The sequence below is a fragment of the Vitreimonas flagellata genome (assembly GCF_004634425.1).
Taxonomy (GTDB): domain Bacteria; phylum Pseudomonadota; class Alphaproteobacteria; order Caulobacterales; family Aquidulcibacteraceae; genus Vitreimonas; species Vitreimonas flagellata.
Window position 1 is genome coordinate 124,913 of the sequence record NZ_SBJL01000004.1, and the last position, 22,042, is coordinate 146,954.

Here is a 22,042-nt window from a genome sequence, read left to right on the forward strand (position 1 = left end):
CTGTGCGATCGATGTGAACGCGGGGCCGCCCGCGCGAGGACAAATCGGATGGATGGCTCGTTCGCCAATACGGCAACGGCGCGCGTGCGCAGTTTCGCCAGCGAAGCAATACGGCGGATGCGAACCGCCGACCGGCGCCGGCTTTTGTTGATGGTTGGCGCCCCGGTTCTGGTGTTGGCGGCGGTGGCGGTCTGGCTGCTGGCGTCTGCAGGCGCGGTCAGCACCGACAACGCAACCGTGACTGCCGCCCGGGCGCCGATCAGCGCCAGCGTGCGTGGCCGCGTTGTCGAAATACTTGTCAGCGACAATCAGCCCGTGCGCGCCGGCGATCCGTTGGTCCGGCTCGACCAAGGTGATTTCCAGCGGGCCGTCACCACGGCCGAAGCGCGCTTGGCGGCGGCCCGGCTTCAGGTGTCGGCCTTGCGTGCGACCTATCAGGAAGCGATCGCGGGCAGGCGCGCCGCACAAGCCACGGCCGCCCACGCCAGGGCGGAAGCCAGACGGCAGGAGAACCTGTTCAGGGCAGGGGTGGTGTCGCGCCAGGATCTCGATGGCGCTCGTGTCCAGGCCGACGTGACCGCCCGTCAAGCCGCGGCCGCGACTGAAGGCGAGGCGATCGCTTTGGCCAATCTCGGCGGCGACCCGCGCGCCCACATTGATTCTCATCCCTTGGTCATGCAGGCCCTTGCCGCCCTTGAAGACGCGCGCAGCGATCTGGCCGACACAGAGATCAAGGCGCCGGCTGACGGCGTTGTCGCGCGCATAAGTCAGGTGCAGCTCGGCGCTTACGTCCAGCCCGCCCAGACCCTTTTTTATGTTGTCTCTGGCGAACCCTGGATCGAGGCGGCATTCAAGGAAAATCAGATTGAGAACCTGCGCCCGGGTCAGCCGGTGCGCATTCGAATTGACGCTTTCCCAGGCGAAGCGTTTCGCGGTCATGTCGAGAGCTTTTCCCCGGGCACGGGCTCCAGCTTCGCAGTGCTGCCGGCCGAGAACGCGACCGGCAATTGGGTGCGCGTCGTACAACGCCTGAGCGTCCGCATCGCTTTCGACGAAGCGCCGCCTGATGCTGCGTTCGCCATGGGTCTGAGCGCGCGCGTGGACGTGAACACCCGCGATCACGGAGACGCGTTGCGCGGGCGAGCGCGGTGACCGAAAGCTCGATTGGCGAAGCGCAGCGCAGCGCCATCACGTTCGCGCTGATCCTGGCGACGATCCTGTCCACGGTCGCCTCGACCATCGCCAATGTGGTGCTGCCTCAGATCAGGGCGAGCACTGGCGCCGCGCAGGACGAGATCAGCTGGGTGCTGACCTCGTTCATTCTGGCGGGCGCGGTTGTGACGCCGGCGCTCGGTTGGCTGGAACAGAAGTTTGGCCGCCGCCATCTGCTGCTCGCCTCGATCGTCGGTTTTACGGTGTCGGGAATGCTGTGCGGGTTGGCGACCGGCATCGTCGAACTCGTGCTCTTCCGTTTGGCCCAGGGCGCCTTCGGCGCCGTCTTCATTCCGATGTCGCAGGCGATCTTGCTCGACATCAATCCTCCGCAGCGCCACGGCCAAGCAATGGCGTTATGGGGCATCGGCGCGGTGTTGGGACCGATCATCGGGCCTGTGCTCGGCGGCTGGCTCGCCGAAAACCTGACTTGGCGATGGGTCTTCTTTATCAACGTGCCCCTAGCGACCGTGGCCTTTTTCATGGTCGCCGCCGCGCTGCCGAAACACGAGGAAGTGGAAATCCACAAGTTCGACGCATTTGGATTTGGGGCGCTCGCGGTCGGCCTGATCGGTCTGCAGCTGATGCTCGATCGCGGACCGCGTCAGGAATGGTTCGCTTCGAGCGAAATCTGGATCGAATTCGGGCTGGGTCTACTCGGCTTTTATCTGTTTTTTGTTCACACCTTCACGGCGCGCAAGGCGATCTTCGATCGCCAGATATGGGTCGACCGCAATTTCTTGACGGCCAGCATCATGATCTTCTTCATCGGCATGCTGATGTTCGCCGGCATGGCGGTGTTGCCCACTTTGCTTCAAAGCCTCTTGGGTTATCCTGTCCTGCATAGCGGCGTTGTTCAGTTGCCGCGTGGGGTGGGCACGCTTTTGTCGATGGTCCTTGTCGGGCGCTTGCACGGTCGCATCGACCAGAGATTAATCGTCCTGGCCGGCTTGGCGCTTACCGGTTGGTCGTACGCCGAGATGTCGCGCTTTTCGCTTCAGATGGACGAGGGCTTGGTGCTGATCTCGGGTTTGCTGCAGGGCTTGGGCCTTGGCCTCATCTTTGTGCCCATGTCGGCGCTCGCGTTCACCACAATCGCTCCTCAGCTGAGAACGCAGGCTGCTTCGCTGTTCACGCTCGTCCGTAACGTCGGCAGCAGCATCGGCATTTCGTTTGTGGGCGCGCTGCAAATCTACAACACCAAGATCGTGCAGTCGCAGCTCGTCGAACATGTGACGCCGGATAATCCAATCGCCGCCGGCGCCGTTGATTTCGCGAGCGTGCGCGCGCTGGCCGCCATGATGCAGGCGATCGCGCGGCAGGCGGCGATGGTCGCTTATATCGACGCCTTTCATCTGTTGTTCTGGATGTGTGTGGCGCTCGCGCCGCTGGTTCTGCTGATGCGGACAAAAAGAATAGTGGTCTGATCGATGAAGAGAATCCGTTTCCCCGCCATGCTTGTCGGCGCCGCCATGACATCGGCATGCATCACCGTCGGCCCGGACTACGAGCGCCCGGCCCCGCCGCCCGCGGCCAATTACGCCATGACGGGCGATCTACCTGCGCCCACTCTGGTTGCCTTGACTCCGAGCAATGAGGTCGCGCGTGAATGGTGGCGCAGTTTCGCCTCCACGGACATCGACCGACTCGTCGAGCAAGCGCTCCGCCAGAACAGGACGCTCGCCGCCGCCGACGCGGCGCTGGCGCGTGCGCAAGCTGTCCTTAGCGCCGCGCGCGGCGGCGCAGCCCCGCAGATCGATTACAGCGCGGGCGCCGAACGCGAGCGTGTCAATACGGCCGCCTTTGGCATCGAAGGATTTCCGAGCCCCACAATCTCACTCTATTCGGTCGGTGCGAGCGCGGCGTTCGATCTCGACGTGTTCGGCGGGCAGCGCCGGCGCATCGAAAGCGCAGCCGCGCGCGCCGAGGCGCAGGCCCGCCGCACCGACGCGGCGTACCTGTCGCTGAGCGGGCAGGTGGTCACGCGCGCCGTGGACATTGGCTCGCTGCAAGCACAGTTGTCGGCGGCCGAAGGGATCGTCGCCGATGATCGACGCGTGATCGAGATGATCCGCCGATCGATCGCCGCGGGCGGCGCGCCGGCTTCGGCCGAGACCGCCGCGGCAGCGCAGCTCGCCGAGGACGAAGCGCGCTTGCCTCCGCTGCGGATCCAGCTTGCACAAGCGCGTCACGCCTTGGCGGCGTTGCTGGGACACGCGCCGAGCGAATGGGCGGCGCCGGAGCTTACGCTCGAGGCAATGAACATCCCGGAGCGCATTCCGGTGTCTTTGCCATCCGAGCTCGTACGCGCGCGCCCCGACATACTTGCCGCTGAGGCGGATTTGCACGCCGCTACAGCCGATATCGGCGTCGCAACCGCCGCGCTCTATCCCCGCATCTCGTTGGGGGCGGCCTTCAGCGTCGCTTCGCTTGAACCCGAAACGCTGTTCAACTATGAGAGCGCAGGCTGGTCGCTTGGCCCGTCCTTGACTGGACCGCTGTTTCATGGCGGCGCGCTGCGCGCTCAGCGGCGCGGCGCGCAAGCCTCGCAGGTCGAAGCGATGGCCCGCTACGAGCAGACTGTGCTCAACGCCTTCGTGCAGGTGTCGGACTTGCTGCAGGCTGTGGCGCAGGACCAGGAACTGGTGCAAGCGCAAATCCGCGCTGCGGCCGCGGCGGCTGAGAATGCGCGTCTCGCGGAGCTTGCTTACGAAAATGGCGCGGGCACGCTGCTGCAGGTGATCGACGCGCAACGTCAGTCGCAGCGCGCGCGGCTGGGCCTGATCCAGGCAAATGCCCAATTGCGCCGCGACATCGCCGCGCTCTTTGTCGCAACGGCGAGCGATTGGCGCGCAGAGGGCGGTTGAGCCTCGGTCACCGCGGCTTATTCTGCAGAGTCCGTGTCGAAGCGATAGAGCAGGGGCACGCCGAGATAGTCGAGACCCTGGTTGCGCCCTCGTCCAAAATCTGACCGTGACTGATGTGCTCATAATGGAGCTGGCCCGCAAAGCGCGGTGAGAATTCACGCTCCACACCAGCGTCGTGCGGGAACAGGTCCTAGCGCGTCTGATTGCCGAAACATCATCGTGGCCTTGGCAACGCGGTGCTTGAAGTGTTTCCGAAGAGTCTCGGTCCCATCCTCAAGCTCGACAAGAACTGCGAGCGTCAATGGTCCAACATGCGCAGAGGTTTACCCGGTCCGCCGCAATTCGGGGGGGCGCCAGTCACCAATATCCGCAATGTGAAGAGTCCGCACTGGCGACCGCTTCTAGGCCCTGCCCATCGCTGCCTCGTTCCGTTCACGGCCTTCAGCGAATACGAAGACGCCTCGCCGAAAGGGAAAAAGCAGATCCGCTGGTTTGCGCCGATTGATCGCGATCTTGTCTATTTCGCCGGCATCTGGCGCCAATGGGAAGGCGATTACGGCTCCAAGAACGAGTCCCATATCGGACGCATCTTCAGCTTTCTCACCACGGAGCCCAACGAATTGGTGCGGCCGGTCCACGCCAAGGCGACGCCGGTCATTCTGGGCAGGGAGGCCGAACAGAGAGAATGGCTTCAAGCGCCCGTTGCGGACATTGAAGCGATCCAGGCGCGCGTATTGGCGAGAGACGCACTGGAAATCGTATCGGCTGACGAAGTGGCGCAATATGCGAGCGGCTATCTCAAGTGAGCGCGCCGCAGATCATGTGATCAACCGCGCGATGCCCATCACGATCATGGCGATGACCAGGCCGCCGCCGAGCGCTTCCATCGCCATCGACAAAGTCGATTGGCGCTGGTGCGTGTTGCGCCTTGGCGGCATCTCCGGTCGTGGTTGGCGAGGATCGCAATACTCACTCACGATCGCACTCTACGCGAGCGCGACATTCGACGTCCCACCGAACATATCCTTAGTTCCTCCGTCGTTGCCTCTTTGGCGCGAAGCGCCTTCGTACTTCGCCAAACGCGCGATTTTGTCATGCTCGGATCACAAAGCATCTTCTTGATCAAGAGGTCCCGCGGGACCCGTTGAGCCCGGGGCCGCAAGAGCATCTGCTTCCACCTGAGATCGTCAACTCGAACCAGACGATATCTCCGGAGCGTTTCGATGCAGCAGCGTTGGGCAGCGATGGGCGCGGGAAGTGCGATCAGTGTCGCTGCGTGCGTCTGGGCCTCATCGTTCATCGCCGACACCTTCGGCCATCAACCAGCATTGGGCACGCCTGCGATCTCTATCGGAGGCGCAAGGCTTTATCCGCCTTGGTGTGTTTTCGAGTGGAGCGCGCGCTGGAGCGAGGCGTTTCCACGGCCCTTCGCGGCGGCGCAGCTCATAGCGCTCGGCGGTTTCGTTTTCGCCTGCATCGCTGCTGCTCTGATCATGCGCCGCGATCACGCAATGAAGCCGTTCGCCGATGGCGCGTGGGGCGGGTTCGATGATGCGGCCGCCTGCGGACTTTTCGCCCGCGCCGGCGCCGTCCTCGGCAAGCTCGATGGCGAAGTGCTCTGCTTTGACGGTCCTGAACACCAGTTGCTGATCGGCGCCTCGCGCTCCGGCAAGGGTAGGGGGCACGTCGTGCCGACTTTGCTCGCGTGGCCGCACTCGGCGCTGGTGCTCGACATCAAGGGCGAACTCGCCGACGGCGACGAACGCCACGGCTTTCCCGGCACGGCGGGCTTTCGCGAAACGATAGGACCGGTGCTGCGCTTTGCGCCGACGCGCGCGGACTCGGCGAGCTTCAACCCTCTGTTTGAAGTGCGGCGCGGCCCCAATGAAGTGCGTGATGTCCAGAACATCGTTGAAATCCTCGTCGATCCCGCAGGAGACGGCCGTCACCAGGATTTCTGGGATCGCTCGGCCAAACACGTCCTCGTCGGCCTTATCCTGCACGTGCTTTATGTCGAGCCGCCGCAACGCAAGACGCTTGCCGTTGTGCGCGAGAAGCTGCGCGATCTCGATGCGACCGCGCTCGAGATGAAGTCTGTGTATCACCGCATCTCGCCCACCACCGGCGCGCCCGAAATCCATCCCGCAGTGCTACACGCCGCCGAAAGCTTCCTCGCCGGCGAAGAACGCATGCAATCGGGCATCAAGGCGACGGCAGAATCGTTCTTTGGCCTCTTCGCCGACGAGATCGTGGCGGCGAAGACCGCGTCTTCCGATTTTCGCATCGGCGACCTCATGTGCGGCGACCGCCCGGTCACGCTCTATCTGCAGCCACCGCCATCGGATGCGCTGCGGCTGACGCCGCTGATGCGCCTCATCATCAATCAGTTCGCGCGCGCGCTGATGGAGAGCCAGACGCACGATGCGCAGGGACGCCTCAAGCGTCATCGCCTGCTGCTGCTGCTCGACGAGTTTCCGATGCTCGGGCGTATGCCTTTCTTCGAAGTGATGATGGGCGCAATGGCGGGCTATGGCCTGAAGGCCTCGCTCGTCTGCCAATCGCTCAATCACATCACCAAGGCTTACGGCCGCGAAAACGTCATTCTCGACAATTGCCACATCGTCACTGCGTTCGCGGCCAGTGATGACGACACCAGCGAGCGCATCTCGAAGATGGCGGGCGAGGTATGGGAGCTGCGCGAAAGCCTGACCGAGCGCACGCCGCGCCCTCTGCTGGGTTGGGGACGCCGCACGCTCACGATGCGCGAGGAACGCCGCCCGCTGATCACGGCGGCGCAAGTGCGGGCGTTGCCGCGCGACGAGCAATTGATGTTTGTCTCGGGCGCCAAACCCATTCGCGCGAAGAAGCTCAAGTTTGATCAAGAGCGCGTCTTTCGCGCGCGCCTACGTCCGGCTTCAGGCGAACGCCCGATTTTGAGCGTTGCACATGATTGGCAGACGGTGCGCGCTCTCGGCTTCATCCCCAAAACGCCGCCCGCTGCTGCGCGGTCCAAACCCGCGCTCGCCAAGGAGGGGCTCAAAGCCCAGCCTGATCTCTTCGAGCAAGCCGCGGTGAAGAGCCCAAGCATTTCCGAACGAGCGCTTGCTGGGTTTCGCGGGCTTGACGGGGAGATCCTGCCGCCGCCCGGCCGCGGTGCGAACGCCATGCCCCACGCGCAATCATCAAGCTTGTTCGAGGCGGCGTCTGACACGACCGCGCGCCGTCGTTCAAAGGGGATCTGACGCGCATGCCCCGTTCCGGCATCACCGTGTATCTGCCGCCAGCACTCGAAGAGCGCATTTCGGCCATCGCCAAGGAGCGGCATTGCTCGGAATCGAGCCTCATCGCGGATGCGGTGAAAGCGCGCTTCGACAAGCGGAGCCCTGAGACGACGAACACCGCAGAGCGCGAGCGCATGCGCACCGATGCACGGCTCGATAAGGCGATCGGTGAGGCGCTCATCATGAAAGAGGTCTTGCTTTTGTTCGTGCGGGTGTGGCTTGAGCACAATCCGCCGATTGATCCAAGCATCGAGGAAAGTGCTGCCGCCAGCGCCGATGCGCGCTTCGAGCGTTTTCTCGATTATGTCGCCCAAGGCCTCGCGCCAGGCAAATCCGTCGCCTCGCGCGAATTGGTGACGCCAGCGCTGCATCCTGACGGCGATAATGCAAGGCCGGTGGTCATGGAGCAGGGCCCATGACTGCAGCCATCCAGTCGATAGGCAGCTTGCGCCGGCGTTCCGCTTTGGAGCGCGCTCTGGGCCGGGGCGTCGCCGCAGCACTTGAAGCCGATGATGTGGTCGAGGCGCTCGTCAATGAAGATGGCGTCGTCTGGATCGATCGCATCGGGCGCGGTTTGGAGCGCACCCCACACATTTTGTCCGCACATGATCGCGAGACGGCGATCCGCCTCATCGCGCATGAGGCCGGACTCTCCATTGGCGAGGACCGGCCCCAGCTCGCCGCGATCCTGCCCGAGACCGCGGCGCGCGTGCAGGCCATGCTCCCCCCGCTGACGCGCGCGCCGGTCCTCGCCATCCGCAAGCGGCCGCGCCTTATCTATCGGCTCGAAGATTATGTGCGCGACGGCATTGCGGCCCAATCTGCAGCCGACCGCCTTGCCAAGGCCGTTGCGGAGAAAAGCAATATCGTCGTCGCCGGCGGCACGGGTTCGGGCAAGACGACGTTGCTCAACGCGCTCCTGGCCGAGCCCGGCTTCAACCAATCGCGCGTTGTCATTCTCGAAGACACCGCCGAGCTCCAATGCGCCGGTTCGAACGTGGTCCAATTGCTGACCAAGGTCAGCGCGCCGGCGGTCGGTATGCGTGACCTGGTGCAGATGACGTTACGCCTTCGCCCCGACCGGATCGTCGTCGGCGAAGTGCGCGATGGCGCAGCGCTCGAAGTTTTGAAGGCGTGGAATACCGGACATCCCGGCGGTCTCTTGACGCTTCACGCCAATTCAGCAGCGGACGCGCTGACGCGGCTTGAGGATCTCTGCATGGAGGCGCGCGCGCAACCAGCCAAGCGACTGATCGAAGCGGCGATCGACATGGTCGTCTTCATCGCACGCACCGAACGCGGACGAGCCATCACTGACATCGTCGACTTGAAGCAATCCAAGAGGAGGGCGCGATGAGAAAGCACGCATGGATGTTCGCCGCCGCCGTGGTCACGATGAGCATCGCCGCGCCGGCGTACGCCGCCGGGTCCGGCATGCCCTGGGAAGGTCCGCTTGAGCAGGTGGTGGATTCGATCACCGGCCCGGTGGCGCGCGCCGCCGGCGTCATCGCCATCGTCATTGCAGGCGTCACCATCGCTTTCTCCGAAGGCGGCGGCGGGGTGCGCAAGCTCGCTTGGGCGGGTCTTGGCATCGCCATCATGTTCGCCGCCGTGAGCTGGGGACTCACCTTCTTCGGCTTCGCCGGCGGCGCGTTGATCTGAGGAGCGCCGGTTATGGATGAGCTTCCGGAAAACTATGTCATGCCGCTGCGGACGTCGCTCACACGTCCTATTCTGATGGCGGGCGTGCCGCGCGGCTTCGCTATTCTCAATGGCACGCTCTGCGCGGCGATCGCTTTTGGTTTGCAGCAGCCTTTGATCGGCGCGCCACTCTGGATGGTGCTGCAGGCGAGCGCGGCGTGGGCGGCCGCGCGCGATCCCTGGTTTCTTGAAACCTGGCCGCGCCATCTCGCCAAGCCGATCTATTTTTCGAGCTGATGGAGGCGCGTTATGCTTGACCTCCGTCCCTATAAGAACAGGGCCGCGCGTCTCAGCGATTATCTGCCTTGGGCGGGCCTTGTCGCGCCCGGCATCGTCTTGAACAAGGACGGCGCCTTTCAGCGCACGCTTCAGTTCCGCGGCCCCGACCTCGATTCCTCGACGCCGTCGGAATTGATGGGAGTGAGTGCGCGCCTCAACAATGCGTTGCGGCGTTTCGGCTCGGGCTGGTGTCTCCATGTCGAAGCGCGCCGCTCGCCGGCCCCCGGTTATCCCGAAGCGCAATGGCCCGATGCGCTCTCGTGGCTGATCGATGAAGAGCGACGCGCCGTGTTTGAATGCGCGGGCGCGCGGTTTGAGAGCCGCTATTTCTTCACGCTCACCTGGCTGCCGCCGGCGGAGCGCCAGGGCCAACTTGAGAGCGTGCTTTTCGAAGGCGGCGAGGCGCCGGCGCAGGGCGTCGATTATCGGCGCATGCTTGCGCTTTTCGAAGCCGAGACCGACGCGCTGCTCAATCTACTGGAGACTGTGGCGCCTGAGGCGCGCTGGCTTACCGATGAAGAGACGCTCACCTATCTGCACGATTGCGTCTCCGACACGCCGCATCGGGTCGCTGTCCCGAACACGCCCTTCCATATCGACAGCCTGATCAGCGACACGGAATTGATCGGCGGCTTGAAGCCTAAGCTCGGCCGCAGCCATCTCGCGATCGTATCGGTGCGCGCCTATGTCAGCGAGACCGAGCCTGGGCTTCTGGACGCGCTCAACCGCCTGCCGATGAGCTATCGCTGGGTGACGCGGTTCTTGCCGCTCGATCGCGAAGAGGCCCGCCGCGAAATCGAAAAGATTCGCAAACGCTGGTTCTCCAAGCGCAAGGGCATCATGACGTTATTGCGCGAGGCTTTGTTCAGGGAGGAATCGGCGCTCTTCGACAACGACGCGTCCAATCAAGCTGATGACGCCGATGCGGCCCTGCAGGAGCTTGGCGCAGACGCGGTCGCGGCGGGCTTTACCACGCTCACCGTCACGCTTGCCGAGGAGAGCGAGGAGGCGCTGAAGGAAAGTATCGAACGCGTCGTCCAAGTGACCGACGGCATGGGCTTTGTTACCGAGGTCGAAGGGGTCAACGCCGTGGAAGCCTGGCTCGGCAGCTTGCCTGGGCAAGCCTACGCCGATGCACGCCGCCCGATCATCCTGACGCCAAGTCTTGCGCACCTTTTGCCGCTCTCGGCGGTATGGGCAGGCCCCGAACGCAACGGCCATCTCAACGCGCCGCCGCTCATGCTCACTGCTACCGATGGCGCAACGCCGTTTCGGCTCTCAACCCACGTCGGCGATGTTGGGCACACGCTTGTTGTCGGGCCGACCGGCGCCGGCAAGTCGGTGCTGCTCGCCACACTGGCCGCGCAATGGCTGCGCTACGAAAACGCGCAGGTCTTCATTTTCGATAAGGAGCGCTCGGTCCGGGCGACGGTGCTTGGACTAGGCGGCGACTTCTTCGATCTGGGCGAGGAAGGCGCCCTCGGCTTGAAGCCGCTCGAAGGCGCCGATGATCCGGGCGAACGCGCCTGGGCGCTCGACTGGATCGCGGGAATTCTCGCCAGCGCCCGCATCACGCTCACGCCCGAACTCAAGCGCGAACTCTGGCGCGTGCTTGAACTCCTGGGCCAACGCGCGCCGGAAGACCGCACACTCACACTCTACGCGGCGCTGCTGCAGGACGCATCGGCGCGTGCAGCACTTTTGCCCTTCACGTATGCAGGCCCATTTGGGCGCATCCTCGACCATGAATGCACGACGCTGGCGCAAGCCCGCGTGCAGGCATTCGAAATGAACGCATTGATGCGCCGGGGCGAGGCCGCCGGAATTGTCCTGGCCGCGCTCTTTCACGTGCTTGAAGCCCGCTTCGACGGACGCCCGACCTTGCTCATTCTGGACGAGGCCTGGCTCTTCCTTCGCGACGCCTTCTTCGCCGCTCAAATTCAGGAATGGCTGAAGACGCTCAGGAAACGCAATGTCGCCGTCGTCTTCGCGAGCCAGGAATTGGCGGACGTCGAAGCAAGCCCGATTGCTTCCACCATCATCGAGGCGTGCCTCACGCGAATCTATCTGCCGAACGATCGCGCCCGCGAACCGCGCTCGCGCGCCTTCTATGAAGCGCTTGGTCTCAACAGCCGCCAGATCGCGCTGGTCGCCAACGCAACACCGAAGCGCGATTATTATGTCGTGAGCCGGGACGGCGCGCGTCTGTTTGAATTGGGCCTAGGTCCCGCGGCGCTCGCCTTCGTCTCGGCTTCGAAGCCCGAAGACCATGCCAAAATCGATGAAGTGTTGGCGCGTGCGCCGGGCCGCGCCTTTCTCGCCGCCTGGCTGGAAGCGCGCGGGCAGGGCGCGGCTGCCGACGCGGCGCGCCGGTTTGTGGCAGCCGCCGATGCGCTCGCAACACGCACCGATGCGGTCGCGGCGGAATAGGAGGACGACGTCATGGCCTTGCCGAAATTCAAGATGGTCGGCGCTCTCGCTCTCGCACTCATGCTGGCGAGCGCGCCAGCGCGTCCGGCGCATGCCCAATGGTTAGTCATCGATCCCGCCAATCTTGCGCAGAGCATTACCCAGGTCTCGCACATGGTCGAGCAGCTCAGAAACCAAGTGTCTCAAATCGAGCAGGCGGCCGCGATGCTGCGCCAAAACCCGCTTCAACTCTCGCCGGAGCTCACCCGCTCCATTGGTGAAGCGCGCGCCTTATTCACGCGCGTCGAGGGCCTCGCCTTCGAGGCGGAAGCTCTCGGGGAGGATTTGCGCACGCTCTATCCCGAAACCTGGGAAGAGTACGATCTTGCTGATGTGCTGGGCCGATCGGATCGCTGGCTTGATGAAAGCCGCGCCAGCATTCGCCGCGCCATGGAAGCCGAAGCGCGCGCCACCGCATCGATTGAAAGTGCGCAAGGCCAGATCGACCGCGCCATGCGCTCGTCATCGGACGCTGAAGGACAAACCGGCGCCATCCAGGCCGGCAATCAATTGCTGGGCGTACAGGCCAGTCAGCTCACGGAAATCCATGCGCTGCTCGTCGCTCAAGGCCGGGCGCTGCAAACCGAACGCATGGAGCGGCTCGCACGCGAACAACGCGCGGAAGAAATCCGCCGGCGCGCATTTCCGGCTGAACGGCGCACGGCGCCCGATCCCGCGCGCAGCGCTTTCTGAGGACCAGCCGCGATGGAGCCGCAAACCCTCAATGGCTTCCTCGATCGCTTCCTCGCGGTCGCGGATTCGGGCTTCGGCCTGATCGCTGGCGACATCGCCTTCGTGTTGAACGCGCTCATCATCATCTCGATTACGCTGGCTGGCGCGCAATGGGCGTTGGCGCAGGAAGCGCCGATGGCAGCCTTCTTCCGGAAGGTTCTGTTCGTCGGGCTCTTTGCGTTTCTCATCAACAATTGGGACGCGCTCTCGACCGCGATAAATCAATCGGGCGCGATGCTGGGCCTCAAAGCCGGCGGCGACGGCATCTCCATGGCCGATCTGCACAATCCAGGACGTGTCGCCGAGATCGGCGTCGAAATGTTCGGCCGCACCTCTGCATTGGGCGAGGGCATGAACATCATCACCGATTTCGGTCCGCTCATCGCGATTTATGTCGCCGCCTTCACTGCGATGCTCGGCTTCTTTCTTCTCGCGCTGCAAGTGTTCGTGGCGCTTATTGCGTTCAAGCTCGGCGCGCTCGCGGCTTTCGTCGCGCTGCCATGGGGCGTTTTCAGCGGCACTTCCTGGGTCGCCGAGCGTCCGATCGGCTGGGTGGTCGGCTCGGCCGTGCGCCTCTTTGTGCTCGCCTTCGTCGCGTCGATCTCGGTGACCTTCGTCGACAGCTTGCCCGCAACACTCACCCTGGATGAGGGCGGGGCGCTTAACGTGATGCTGTTCGGGCTGACCGTGATGTCGCTCGCCTGGTTCGCGCCCAATCTCGCAACGGAAGTCGTGCAGGGCCAGCCGCATCTCTCCGGCGCCGACGCGATGCGGGCAGGCCAAGGCGCCGCCGTGCGCGCCGTCGGCGCAACGGCGCTCGCCGGTTGGGGCGCCGTCAAGGGCGCCGGTGCCCTCGTGGCAGGTGGCCGCGCATTGGCAGGCGGCGCGCGCCGACCTGGCCGCAGCGGCGGGCGCGGTGGTGGAGGTGGCGGTGGCGGCGGCCGCGCCCAGCCGCAACCGCCGATCAATTATGCGGGCATGCGCGCACGGCCAAGCTCGCCGCCCGGAAGTGGAGGCAAACCATGAGCTTTCCATTCAGAGCGCCGGTGAAGAATTTTGCCCCAGAGCCTGCGGACACGCCGTATCGCCGCGCGCAGGCGGAATGGGATGCGCGCATGGGCAGCGCGGTTCTGTCGGCGCGGAGCTGGCGGCGCATTGCGTTTGCTGCTTTGGGCGCCACAGCGCTCGCAATGATTGGCGCTACCGCGATCGCGCTGCAGCAGCGCACCTATGTGCATGTCGTTGAGGTCGATCCGCAGGGACAGGTCTTGAGCGTGCGCGCGGCCGAGCGCCATTGGACGCCAAACGAAGCGCAGACCGCGTATCATATCGGACGATTCGTGCGCCTCGTGCGCTCGCTGCCAACTGATGGCGTGGTGCTGCGCGAGAATTGGCTTGAAGCGTACAGGTTCCTGACGCCGCAGGCCGCGGCGCAACTGACCGAGATCGCGCGCCAGGACGATCCGTTCCTCTCGCTCGGACGTGTCGGACGCACGGTCCACATTCGCTCCATCATCGCGCGCTCGGACAATTCCTACGAAGTGAGCTGGATTGAGCGCAGCACCAACGGCTCGGGCTCGAATGCCGGGGAGGCTTATAGCGGCGTTTTCACCGTGACGACACGGCCGCCGCGCAATGCCGATGACATTGCGGTCAATCCGCTGGGTCTCTTGATCTCCGATTTCTCATGGAGCCGGGTGCGATGAGAACTCTTGTATCCGTGAGCATCTGCGGCGCTCTCCTGTTATTCCATTCGGCAGCCTTCGCGCAGGAAGACGCGGCCGCGGACGAGAATGTGGCAAGTTGCCGTCCTCTGACATTGGCGCCGCAATCCGCGCCTGAGCGCAGGGCGCGGGTGTCCGGACAAGCCTGGGTCGAGGCCAATAGCGGCGCACGGCAGCGGCCAGAGCGCGAGGGCTTTGAGGCCGCACGCTACGTTTACACCTATGCGCCAGGCGCCATCTTCGAGCTCGTCGCCAACCCGAACTTCATTTCCACGATCCTGTTGGAGGAGGGGGAGACACTCAACACCATCGCGGCGGGCGACACATCGCGTTGGCAGGTGAGTGAAGCCATCGCCGAAGGTTCGCTTGGGTTGCGCACTCTCCTTCTCGTCAAGCCTGCAGCGGCCGGCTTACGCACCAATATCGTGCTGGTCACGGATCGGCGCACCTATTTGGTCGAAGCCGTCTCGCAAGCGGGCGATGCTTATTCGGCCGAGATCGCCTGGTGCTATCCGGACGCTGAGCAATCAGCGCACACGCAAGGAGGCGCGCTCAATTTCGACTACCGCGTGCGCGTTCTGCGTGGTGTGCGCCCGGCTTGGACGCCATTGCGTGTGTTCGACGATGGACGCCGCACCTGGATCGAATTTGCTGAGGCGACCGAGGCAGGCGAACTGCCGCCGCTTTTCGTCATCACCAGCGAGGGCGCCGAACTCGTCAATTATCGTATCAATGGGCGGCGCTATATCGTCGATCGCGTATTTGATCGCGCGGAACTGCGCTTGGGCGTGCGCGCCCCGCAAATCGTAGGCATCGAGCGAGTCGAATCGATCGCTTCGCATCGGCGTCCGCGGCGGGGCCGGCCATGAGCGCGGCGGTTCAACCGGACGCGCCCGCGCCGCAACCCGATCTTTCGATCCGCGCGCGCCCGCCGTCGCCGAAGCGGCTCTCACGCAAAGTGCTGCTGGGCGGCGCGGTCACTCTGACTGCAATTGTTTCCGCGGCGTTACTGTTTGGGCTGAGTGCCCAGCCCAATAGATTTGGGCGCGAGGCTGATGCGCAGGCCACAGCGGGCGGTCCGCCAGAAACGATCCAAAGCGCGCCGGCCGATTATGCGAGCGCTGATTTGGGCGCCGGATTCTCCGAGGATGGAGGCGGTGAGGGCGCCTATTCGGATGATGTGCTGGCGCCGCCAACAGATGCAATGTGGTCAGGTGAGGAGGCGCAGCGAGCGCCTGCGCCGGCCGCTTCTGAACCCGAGCCCCAGGACATCGCGCGCGCAGCGCCTATTCTGTTCAACCCGTCAGCCGGAGGCGCGCGCGAAAGCGAAGAAGCCGATCGTTTGCCTTCGCGGCTTCTGCCGCCGCGCTCGCGTTATGAGATCATGGCAGGCTCCGTTATCGCCGCCGCGCTCTCAACGGAGCTGAACTCAGATGCGCCGGGGCGGGTCATCGCGCAGGTGACCGCGCCTGTCTTCGACACGGTCTCCGGCGCGCACCTTCTCATCCCGCAGGGCTCCAGGCTCATCGGCACGTACGACAATGCCGTCGCCTATGGCGATCGCCGGCTCGTTTTGGTCTGGAATCGGCTCATCCTGCCGAATGGCTGGAGCATCAATCTTCAAAACATGCAGGGCGCCGATCCCGGGGGCGCGGCGGGGCTTCGCGACAGAACGGATAATCACTTCGACCGTCTCGCCGGCGCCATTGCGCTCTCGGCTATCATTAGCATCGTTGCCAACAATGCCGAGGATGAGGATGACGGCTCGTCGTTGTCGCAGAGCTTGGGCGACGCGGCGGCGCAGGAAGCGGCGCGCACGGGCGACAGGCTTGTCGAGCGCGAACTCTCGGTGCGTCCAACCTTGCGTGTGCGCGCCGGCGCGCCCGTGCGCGTGCTGGTCATGCGCGACATCGGCCTTCGTCCTTATCGTGAGAACCGAGATGGTGGCGGGTGAGCGCGACGCCATCGAGGGTGATTCCGCGCCGGGGCGCCGCGCGCGCGACCGCGCCAAGGAAAGTGCGCGGTCAAGGCAGCTCTCATTGTTTGATGCGGAGCTCACTGAAGAGCTTGCGCCGCCCGCCGAGATCAAGCTGCAGGCGCCGGTCAAACCTATCGCGGCAAGGCCCGCTTTGAATCGCGCCGGTGCGCGGGTGATCGATGAGCGGCCATCGCGCGTGCTTTGCGTGGGTGACATGCCTGCCTATTCGGACGAAGCGCATGAGAGTGTCGCCGCGGCGCTCGAAGCGCTGCCGCCATCCCAGCTCTGGTTCACGTACAAGGACATCCAAGGCCTGTTCGGCGTGTCGCGCGCGACGGTGGCGCGGCGTCTGCGCGAGGGTCTTGTCCCCGGCGTCCGAATGGCTGGCTCCAGCGTGATGGAGGACGCCGCGGTGCGCCGCTTCGATCGGGTTCAGCTGAAATGGTTGCTCCTGGCTCTGCGCCACCGCCCGCGCCAGCCGGCGGGGCGGCTCTAAGTGGGTGGAAACACGCTCTTGCAATGTCAGAAAAAATCAATTTATTTCTGACACAAGAGGGTGCCTGTAAGACAGATAAATAATGGATTTACCAGCGAAAATAATGAGGCGCGTGCGGGGTCATGGTCGAGGGGGTATGATCTTTACTCCAGCCGACTTTGTGGACCTTGGCGCTCGGGCCGCGGTCGACCAGGCGTTGTCGCGCCTGGTTAAAGCCAAAACCCTGCGCCGGGTGGGGCGAGGGCTCTATGATTGGCCGCGCCAAAGCAAGCTTTTGGGCGGCGATGCGCCTGCCGCCGCCGATGACGTCGCCGCCGCCGCCGCCCGCCGCGTCGGCGCGACCGCCGCTCCCGACAATTTGGCGGCGGCCAATGCTCTGGGGCTCACCACAGCCGTGCTGTCGCGGCCCGCCTACATGGCCAGCCGAAAGCTTGGCGACCGCACGGTGGGGGGCTTGCGGGTCAAGTTTCGGCCCAGCGGCGCAAAGCTCGCGCCGCTTCTCAATACAGATGCGGCCGTGATCGTGCAGGCTTTGGCTTGGGCGCGCGACAGCGGGTTCGACCTCGATGAAGCGGCCGCGAAGATTGCGCGAACCGCCTCCGATGCGGCGACATCCGCGCTCGTCGCCAATCTGCGGCGCCTGCCCGTGTGGGCGCTTGGACCTGCGCGCGCGATCTTGCGGAATCGTGTCGCGTTGGCTGCCTGAAGGGTAGCGTCGCCGGGCTGGTTACCGGCCAAATATGGCCTCTTGAGTTGACATTCGGCAGATAATGGGCCATATTTGACCCCATGTTGAAGGTTCCTGCGGAGCTTCTGAGCGACCTGGGCGAGGCCATTCGCGCCCGCCGGGTCGCCTTTAACTACTCCCAGCAGGAGGCGGCTCGCCGCGCCGGAATTGGGGTGCGGACTTTAAGGCGGATGGAGACGGAGGGGCAGGGTACGATCGAAAGTCTGATCAACGTCGCGATCGCGCTGCGGTGCGAGGACAGACTTGGCGATCTTTTCCCTCTGCCTCCCGCGCGCAGCATGGATGAGTTGCTGCAGCAGCAGCGTGAGGCCGTCGAACTCAAGCGTCCTCAGCGCGCGCGTGCCCGCAAGGCGAAGCGACCATGAGACTGCCTCGCGGCGCACCTCTCAACATCGCGCTTGAATTCAACGTGACGCGTTCGCGCTTGCCGGTTGGGCGCCTCGCCATGAGTGACTCTCTCGGACAACTTGAATGGTCGTCGGAGCTCATAGCGAGCACGCTTAATCCGGCGGGGCTCTACTATCCGCCGGAGCCCGGACTTCACGCGGCGCGCACACGGAACTTCAACGGCCTGCACGGTTTCTTGGCCGACGCATTGCCCGAAGGTTGGGGCTATCTCGTAATGCGCAAACGCGTCGCCAAGCTTGACGTTGACATCGCCTCGCTGACCGCTGCTGAGCAACTCGCGCTTGTCGGCGAGACCGGCAGGGGCGCGCTCGTATTTGAGCCGGCGACAACGCCAAGCGACGAGGTTGAGACGCTCGACCTCGATGCGCTGGCGGATGAAGCAGCATTGATCTTGAGTGGCGACGATGGAGACCTCGCTGAAACTTTGGCGAAGCTCGCCGGCGGCTCGGGCGGCGCGCGGCCCAAAGTTCATGTAGGTTTTGACGATGCGGGCAATGTTTCCGTTGGATCGGGTGAGATAGCGCCGGGCCACACCGCTTGGATCGTAAAATTTCGCGCGCCCGAGGATCCCATTGATATCGGGCCGCTCGAATACGCCTACGCATCCATGGCGCGTGCGGCGGGCATCGATGTCCCCGAACACAAGCTCATCGCATCGAAGAAGGGGCCGGGCTATTTTGCGACGCGTCGCTTTGATCGGCCGCAACCGGGCGCGCGCCTCCACATGCTCTCCCTGTCGGGCGCGATCGAATCTCCGCCGCAAACACCGTCGAGCTACGATACCCTGCTGCGGGCCACGCGCGCTATCACGCGTCGAGCGGATGACGTTGCGGCCGCGTTCCGGCGCATGGTGTTCAATGTTCTTGCGCACAATCGCGACGACCACACGCGCCAGCACGCATTCTTGATGGATGAGTCGGGCGATTGGCGATTAGCGCCGGCCTATGATCTGACCTATGCCGCTGGTCCCGGCGGCGAGCACTATCTCGATGTCGAAGGAGAGGGGCGCAGGCCAACGCGAGCCCATATCGAGAACCTCGCGAAACGCCACGGCCTGTCCGACAAGCAGACGACCGCTGCGATCGATGAAGTACGCGCCGCGATATCCGATTGGGAGGCGGTGGCCAAGAGCGCTGGCGTGAGTGCTGTGTCAAGAAAACTAGTTGCGCAAGCGCATGCGCGTGTCTTGGAGACATTTTGATTCTGACAGCACGGCGATGAAGCCGATCAGTGCTCAACACCGCAAGCGGAAGAGTGCAGGCATGACAATCGCTGACACGATGGCGTGAGCGGGCTTGATCGGCAGCAGGGGAAGTATGTGACGGGTCTGTTTCGCAGCTCTGGCGTCGCCGAGCCAAGTGGCCGCTGTTCGAAGTTGGTTGTCCCCAATGGGTAGTTCAATGGGCAGCGCCAATCGTCTCCCCATTGCAGGCCAATGGGGAATCCCCAGGCGTTTGCCGATTGCCGTTGGTTACCAAGCAGCTTGGCATGCCCGCAAACTGATGACGTAAGTAAAATTGCGATGACCTCTTCGATGCTTGGTAGAAGCACGATTACGATCTTGCCGCTTTCCAACGGTGAGATTGCACGCCATCACCGGGGCGATGTCCCTCACTGCGCACGATGCTTGATATCAACGGCAGGGGTCGGCGCGGTCAGGATGCTTTCCCATAGGCGCAGCGCGTTGCGTCGCTCTTCAAGGAATTTGTGCTTCATATAGATGCCGCGTACGCCTTTAATCTTGTGGCCTAGCAGCATTTCGACGACTTCTTCGTTCACGCCCAATCCGGTCAAATGAGTTGAGCCAGACCGGCGAAAGTCATGCAGCGTGAAATGCGGCAGCTCGCGCCCCAGTTCGACGGCCGTGAGTTCTCGAAGCTTGTTCGCGTAATTGTCGGCGAAGCTATAGGTGGGTTTCTCCCCGTCCGTGGTCGAGAAGAGATACGGACCGCTCTCGCCGACGGGCCTCTGTTCGAGGATCACAAAAGTCAGATCTGTTAGCGGGATCGTTTTTGGGTGCCGATTTTTGTGGCCCGTACCCGGGACCTCGAGGTTTCGGCCGGCACGGTCAAACCATCCTCGTTCGGCCTTCGAAAACTCGCTGAGCCGCGATAGCGACAGCAGCAGCACACGCGCAAGCTCGCCCCATGGGGCGGGCATTTTGAATGTGGCTTTGTAGACTGCGCGCGCTTCATCGATTGCCAGCACACGTTCGCGCGGCCGCAGATCTTCAGGTCTCTGTCGAAGGCCTTCGCGGCCAATCAGGCCAACGGCCGGATTGTGAGCGACCAGCTCCTCTTTGATCGCCCAGCTATAGAGACCCATGATCCAGCGCCGGGCCTCAAGGGCTGCGCCAGGGCCGTGATCTGGCGATGCAGCGATGAGCTTGAGCCGTTCGGTTAGTTCTGAGCGGGTGATCGAGGCGTAGGCGCGCTTTCCGAAGTGGGGGGTCCAATGCCGCTTCAGCACCCAGCCGCCGACTTGCCCCGAAGCGAGCGCCTTCGTGGCGTATTGCTCGACATATTGATCGACCAACCACGCAAGCGTCCTTGAGCTGCTGGTGGTTCGCGTCGCTTCTCGTTTGGGATCTTCGCCGCCCTCGGCGATCTGCATAAGCGAGTGGGCTTTCACGCGTGCGGCGGCGAGGCTGACATGCGGGTAGTCGCCAATATGTATCCGTCGCATCGGCCCCTTGGTCTTGTGTCCTGATTCGCTCTCGCCGCCATGGCCGGTCACGCGATAGAGCAATGACCAACTGGCGCTGCGCTTTCCGACCCGCAAGAACAGGCCAGGCGTCGCGCCATCCAAATGATCGCGTGGTGGGCCCTTGACCAGCGCGCGCACGCGTAAGTCAGTGAAGGGCTTGTTGGCTGAAGCGCTCTTGCGAACCATATCGCCTTCGCTGCCGACCCGCATCCGCTTCCAAGTCGCTTCCGGACGGCTACCAAATCGGTCGATTTTTTTCGTTTTTGCGCCGAGGGTCACGAAGCCCTCGATTTGGTAGCGGCGCGGTAGCGAATCCGGTGCGCTGGGGCGGTGCGGCGGTCCTCCGTCTCATGTCGTCTCAATCGACGTTTTCCCGCTAAATATAAGGGAAAATGCGTAGTCGTGCCAATACCAGGTAGAACGAAGCTGAAGCAGTGTGAAACGGCAAAATTGCGATTGACATCGTAGGGGTCACAGGTTCGATCCCTGTCGCGCCCACCATTTTCTGACCCGCGGCGACTGCTGGCGTCGGCTAAATTCGTTTTCCCATCCGTAGCAACGGCACTTCAACGCCGGTGCTTATGCGTGACGTGATCGGCTCGATTAACTCAAAACCATACGCGCGATAGAGCGGTTCGCCCGCGAGGGTGGCGGCGAGTTCGACGTTTGTGAAACCTTCGGCGCGAGCGGCGGCTTCGCATGCGTCGAGGATCATGCGGCCGATGCCGCGACGGACGTGCGCGGGGTCTGTATACATCGCGCGCACGCGGGCGGAATCGCGTGTGGGATCGAGCAGGGCTGCGTCGCGGCCTTTGGTGTGGTCACCGCCGAAGAGCGTGGCGCGCCGGCTCCAACCGCCGCAGCCGACGATTGCGTCGTGTTCGGTGACGACGAAATAGGTGTTGTCGGCAATGATCTGCGTATCGATGCCCATCACTTCGAAGCACGCGGCGACGCCTTCGGGCGGCAAATAGGGCCTCAGCAATTCAGCGATGGCGCGGTTCATCAGCACGCGCATTGCCGGATCGTCAGCGGGGGTGGCGATGCGGAGCTGGAGCGTCACTTCTGCAGCTGCGCGCCCATGAGTTGATGCAGCAGATTGATCGCCTTCAGCGGGCGGATCATCACTTTGAAATGCGTGATCTGGCCGTCGTCGTTCCAGCTGATCATGTCGATTCCATTGATGCGGATGCCATCGATCTCGCGCTCGAATTCAAGAACGGCGCCGTTGGCGCTTTTCCATTCGCCGATGTAGCGGAAGCCGTCGCCGCCGAGCACTTTGAGCGCGCTGTCGAGATATTTGAAGGTGATCTCGCGGCCGCGTTGCGGCGTGTGCACGACGGGGCTTTCAAACACGGCGTCCGGCGCCAGCAAATCCCACAGCGCCTTTGTGTCGTGGCTCTTGGCGTAGGCGTACCATTTTTCCAACGCACTCATGGGC

At 63.7% G+C, this 22,042-nt stretch carries 23 protein-coding genes; 19 read left to right on the forward strand and 4 right to left on the reverse strand.

The window, feature by feature from the left end:
• The first annotated feature begins 48 nt into the window (after positions 1-48).
• The 4 genes from EPJ54_RS16385 to EPJ54_RS16400 all read left to right on the forward strand — a co-directional run bounded on the left by EPJ54_RS16385 (position 49) and on the right by EPJ54_RS16400 (position 4,885).
• Positions 49-1,152, forward strand: a complete 1,104-nt coding sequence (locus tag EPJ54_RS16385) for an HlyD family secretion protein (protein ID WP_167755788.1) — start codon at positions 49-51, stop codon at positions 1,150-1,152.
• A complete protein-coding gene (locus EPJ54_RS16390; protein ID WP_135212837.1) occupies positions 1,149-2,639 on the forward strand; it encodes a DHA2 family efflux MFS transporter permease subunit in 1,491 nt (496 codons plus the stop codon). The genes EPJ54_RS16385 and EPJ54_RS16390 overlap by 4 nt, the downstream gene beginning before the upstream one ends.
• Before the next feature lie 3 nt (positions 2,640-2,642).
• Positions 2,643-4,079 carry an efflux transporter outer membrane subunit gene (locus tag EPJ54_RS16395; protein ID WP_135212838.1) on the forward strand — a complete coding sequence of 479 codons (1,437 nt, stop codon included), beginning with the start codon at positions 2,643-2,645 and terminating at the stop codon, positions 4,077-4,079.
• A gap of 311 nt (positions 4,080-4,390) precedes the next feature.
• A complete protein-coding gene (locus EPJ54_RS16400; RefSeq protein ID WP_135212839.1) occupies positions 4,391-4,885 on the forward strand; it encodes an SOS response-associated peptidase family protein in 495 nt (164 codons plus the stop codon).
• A gap of 12 nt (positions 4,886-4,897) precedes the next feature.
• On the opposite strand, the gene EPJ54_RS19925 is transcribed toward EPJ54_RS16400, so the two are convergent.
• On the reverse strand, positions 4,898-5,056 hold the full coding sequence (locus EPJ54_RS19925) for a hypothetical protein (protein WP_167755789.1): 159 nt from the start codon (positions 5,054-5,056) through the stop codon (positions 4,898-4,900).
• A gap of 246 nt (positions 5,057-5,302) precedes the next feature.
• On the opposite strand from EPJ54_RS19925, the gene EPJ54_RS16405 reads away from it, so the two are divergent.
• From EPJ54_RS16405 to EPJ54_RS16475, 15 genes are all read left to right on the forward strand, one after another.
• Positions 5,303-7,321: a type IV secretory system conjugative DNA transfer family protein gene (locus EPJ54_RS16405; RefSeq protein WP_135212840.1), complete on the forward strand. Its 2,019-nt coding sequence runs from the start codon at positions 5,303-5,305 to the stop codon at positions 7,319-7,321.
• A gap of 5 nt (positions 7,322-7,326) precedes the next feature.
• Positions 7,327-7,779, forward strand: a complete 453-nt coding sequence (locus tag EPJ54_RS16410; RefSeq protein WP_135212841.1) for a hypothetical protein — start codon at positions 7,327-7,329, stop codon at positions 7,777-7,779.
• Positions 7,776-8,717, forward strand: a complete 942-nt coding sequence (gene trbB / locus EPJ54_RS16415; protein WP_135212842.1) for a P-type conjugative transfer ATPase TrbB — start codon at positions 7,776-7,778, stop codon at positions 8,715-8,717. The genes EPJ54_RS16410 and trbB overlap by 4 nt, the downstream gene beginning before the upstream one ends.
• Positions 8,714-9,022: a TrbC/VirB2 family type IV secretion system protein gene (locus EPJ54_RS16420; protein ID WP_135212843.1), complete on the forward strand. Its 309-nt coding sequence runs from the start codon at positions 8,714-8,716 to the stop codon at positions 9,020-9,022. The genes trbB and EPJ54_RS16420 overlap by 4 nt, the downstream gene beginning before the upstream one ends.
• 12 nt (positions 9,023-9,034) lie before the next feature.
• The gene (locus EPJ54_RS16425) at positions 9,035-9,298 is read left to right on the forward strand and encodes a VirB3 family type IV secretion system protein (RefSeq protein WP_135212844.1); all 264 of its coding nucleotides are present in this window, start codon (positions 9,035-9,037) and stop codon (positions 9,296-9,298) included.
• Between the two features lie 12 nt (positions 9,299-9,310).
• Entirely contained in the window at positions 9,311-11,770 is a 2,460-nt protein-coding gene (gene trbE, locus EPJ54_RS16430) for a conjugal transfer protein TrbE (protein ID WP_135212845.1), read from the forward strand.
• Between the two features lie 12 nt (positions 11,771-11,782).
• A complete protein-coding gene (trbJ, locus tag EPJ54_RS16435; RefSeq protein ID WP_135212846.1) occupies positions 11,783-12,502 on the forward strand; it encodes a P-type conjugative transfer protein TrbJ in 720 nt (239 codons plus the stop codon).
• Positions 12,503-12,514: 12 nt separating this feature from the next.
• On the forward strand, positions 12,515-13,567 hold the full coding sequence (trbL, locus tag EPJ54_RS16440; RefSeq protein WP_135212847.1) for a P-type conjugative transfer protein TrbL: 1,053 nt from the start codon (positions 12,515-12,517) through the stop codon (positions 13,565-13,567).
• Entirely contained in the window at positions 13,564-14,247 is a 684-nt protein-coding gene (trbF, locus tag EPJ54_RS16445) for a conjugal transfer protein TrbF (protein ID WP_135212848.1), read from the forward strand. Before trbL ends, trbF begins: the two co-directional genes overlap by 4 nt.
• A 149-nt stretch (positions 14,248-14,396) precedes the next feature.
• On the forward strand, positions 14,397-15,134 hold the full coding sequence (locus EPJ54_RS16450; protein ID WP_167755790.1) for a TrbG/VirB9 family P-type conjugative transfer protein: 738 nt from the start codon (positions 14,397-14,399) through the stop codon (positions 15,132-15,134).
• Positions 15,131-16,219 (forward strand): TraB/TrbI/VirB10 family type IV secretion system protein, encoded by a 1,089-nt coding sequence (locus EPJ54_RS16455; RefSeq protein WP_135212850.1) that lies wholly within the window; start codon positions 15,131-15,133, stop codon positions 16,217-16,219. Before EPJ54_RS16450 ends, EPJ54_RS16455 begins: the two co-directional genes overlap by 4 nt.
• Positions 16,206-16,739 (forward strand): hypothetical protein, encoded by a 534-nt coding sequence (locus tag EPJ54_RS16460; RefSeq protein ID WP_135212851.1) that lies wholly within the window; start codon positions 16,206-16,208, stop codon positions 16,737-16,739. The genes EPJ54_RS16455 and EPJ54_RS16460 overlap by 14 nt, the downstream gene beginning before the upstream one ends.
• A 103-nt stretch (positions 16,740-16,842) precedes the next feature.
• Positions 16,843-17,445, forward strand: a complete 603-nt coding sequence (locus tag EPJ54_RS16465) for a DUF6088 family protein (protein ID WP_275574764.1) — start codon at positions 16,843-16,845, stop codon at positions 17,443-17,445.
• Between the two features lie 83 nt (positions 17,446-17,528).
• Complete coding sequence (locus EPJ54_RS16470) at positions 17,529-17,852, forward strand: helix-turn-helix domain-containing protein (RefSeq protein WP_135212852.1); 324 nt, start codon at positions 17,529-17,531, stop codon at positions 17,850-17,852.
• Entirely contained in the window at positions 17,849-19,096 is a 1,248-nt protein-coding gene (locus EPJ54_RS16475) for a type II toxin-antitoxin system HipA family toxin (protein WP_135212853.1), read from the forward strand. The genes EPJ54_RS16470 and EPJ54_RS16475 overlap by 4 nt, the downstream gene beginning before the upstream one ends.
• 410 nt (positions 19,097-19,506) lie before the next feature.
• Here the strand turns inward: EPJ54_RS16475 and EPJ54_RS16480 are convergent, their stop codons facing one another.
• The 3 genes from EPJ54_RS16480 to EPJ54_RS16490 form a co-directional block, all read right to left on the reverse strand.
• A complete protein-coding gene (locus EPJ54_RS16480; protein WP_135212854.1) occupies positions 19,507-20,811 on the reverse strand; it encodes a tyrosine-type recombinase/integrase in 1,305 nt (434 codons plus the stop codon).
• Positions 20,812-21,133: 322 nt separating this feature from the next.
• Positions 21,134-21,619 carry a GNAT family N-acetyltransferase gene (locus EPJ54_RS16485; RefSeq protein ID WP_135213138.1) on the reverse strand — a complete coding sequence of 162 codons (486 nt, stop codon included), beginning with the start codon at positions 21,617-21,619 and terminating at the stop codon, positions 21,134-21,136.
• 41 nt (positions 21,620-21,660) lie between these two features.
• The gene (locus tag EPJ54_RS16490) at positions 21,661-22,038 is read right to left on the reverse strand and encodes a nuclear transport factor 2 family protein (RefSeq protein ID WP_135212855.1); all 378 of its coding nucleotides are present in this window, start codon (positions 22,036-22,038) and stop codon (positions 21,661-21,663) included.
• Positions 22,039-22,042: the final 4 nt, after the last annotated feature.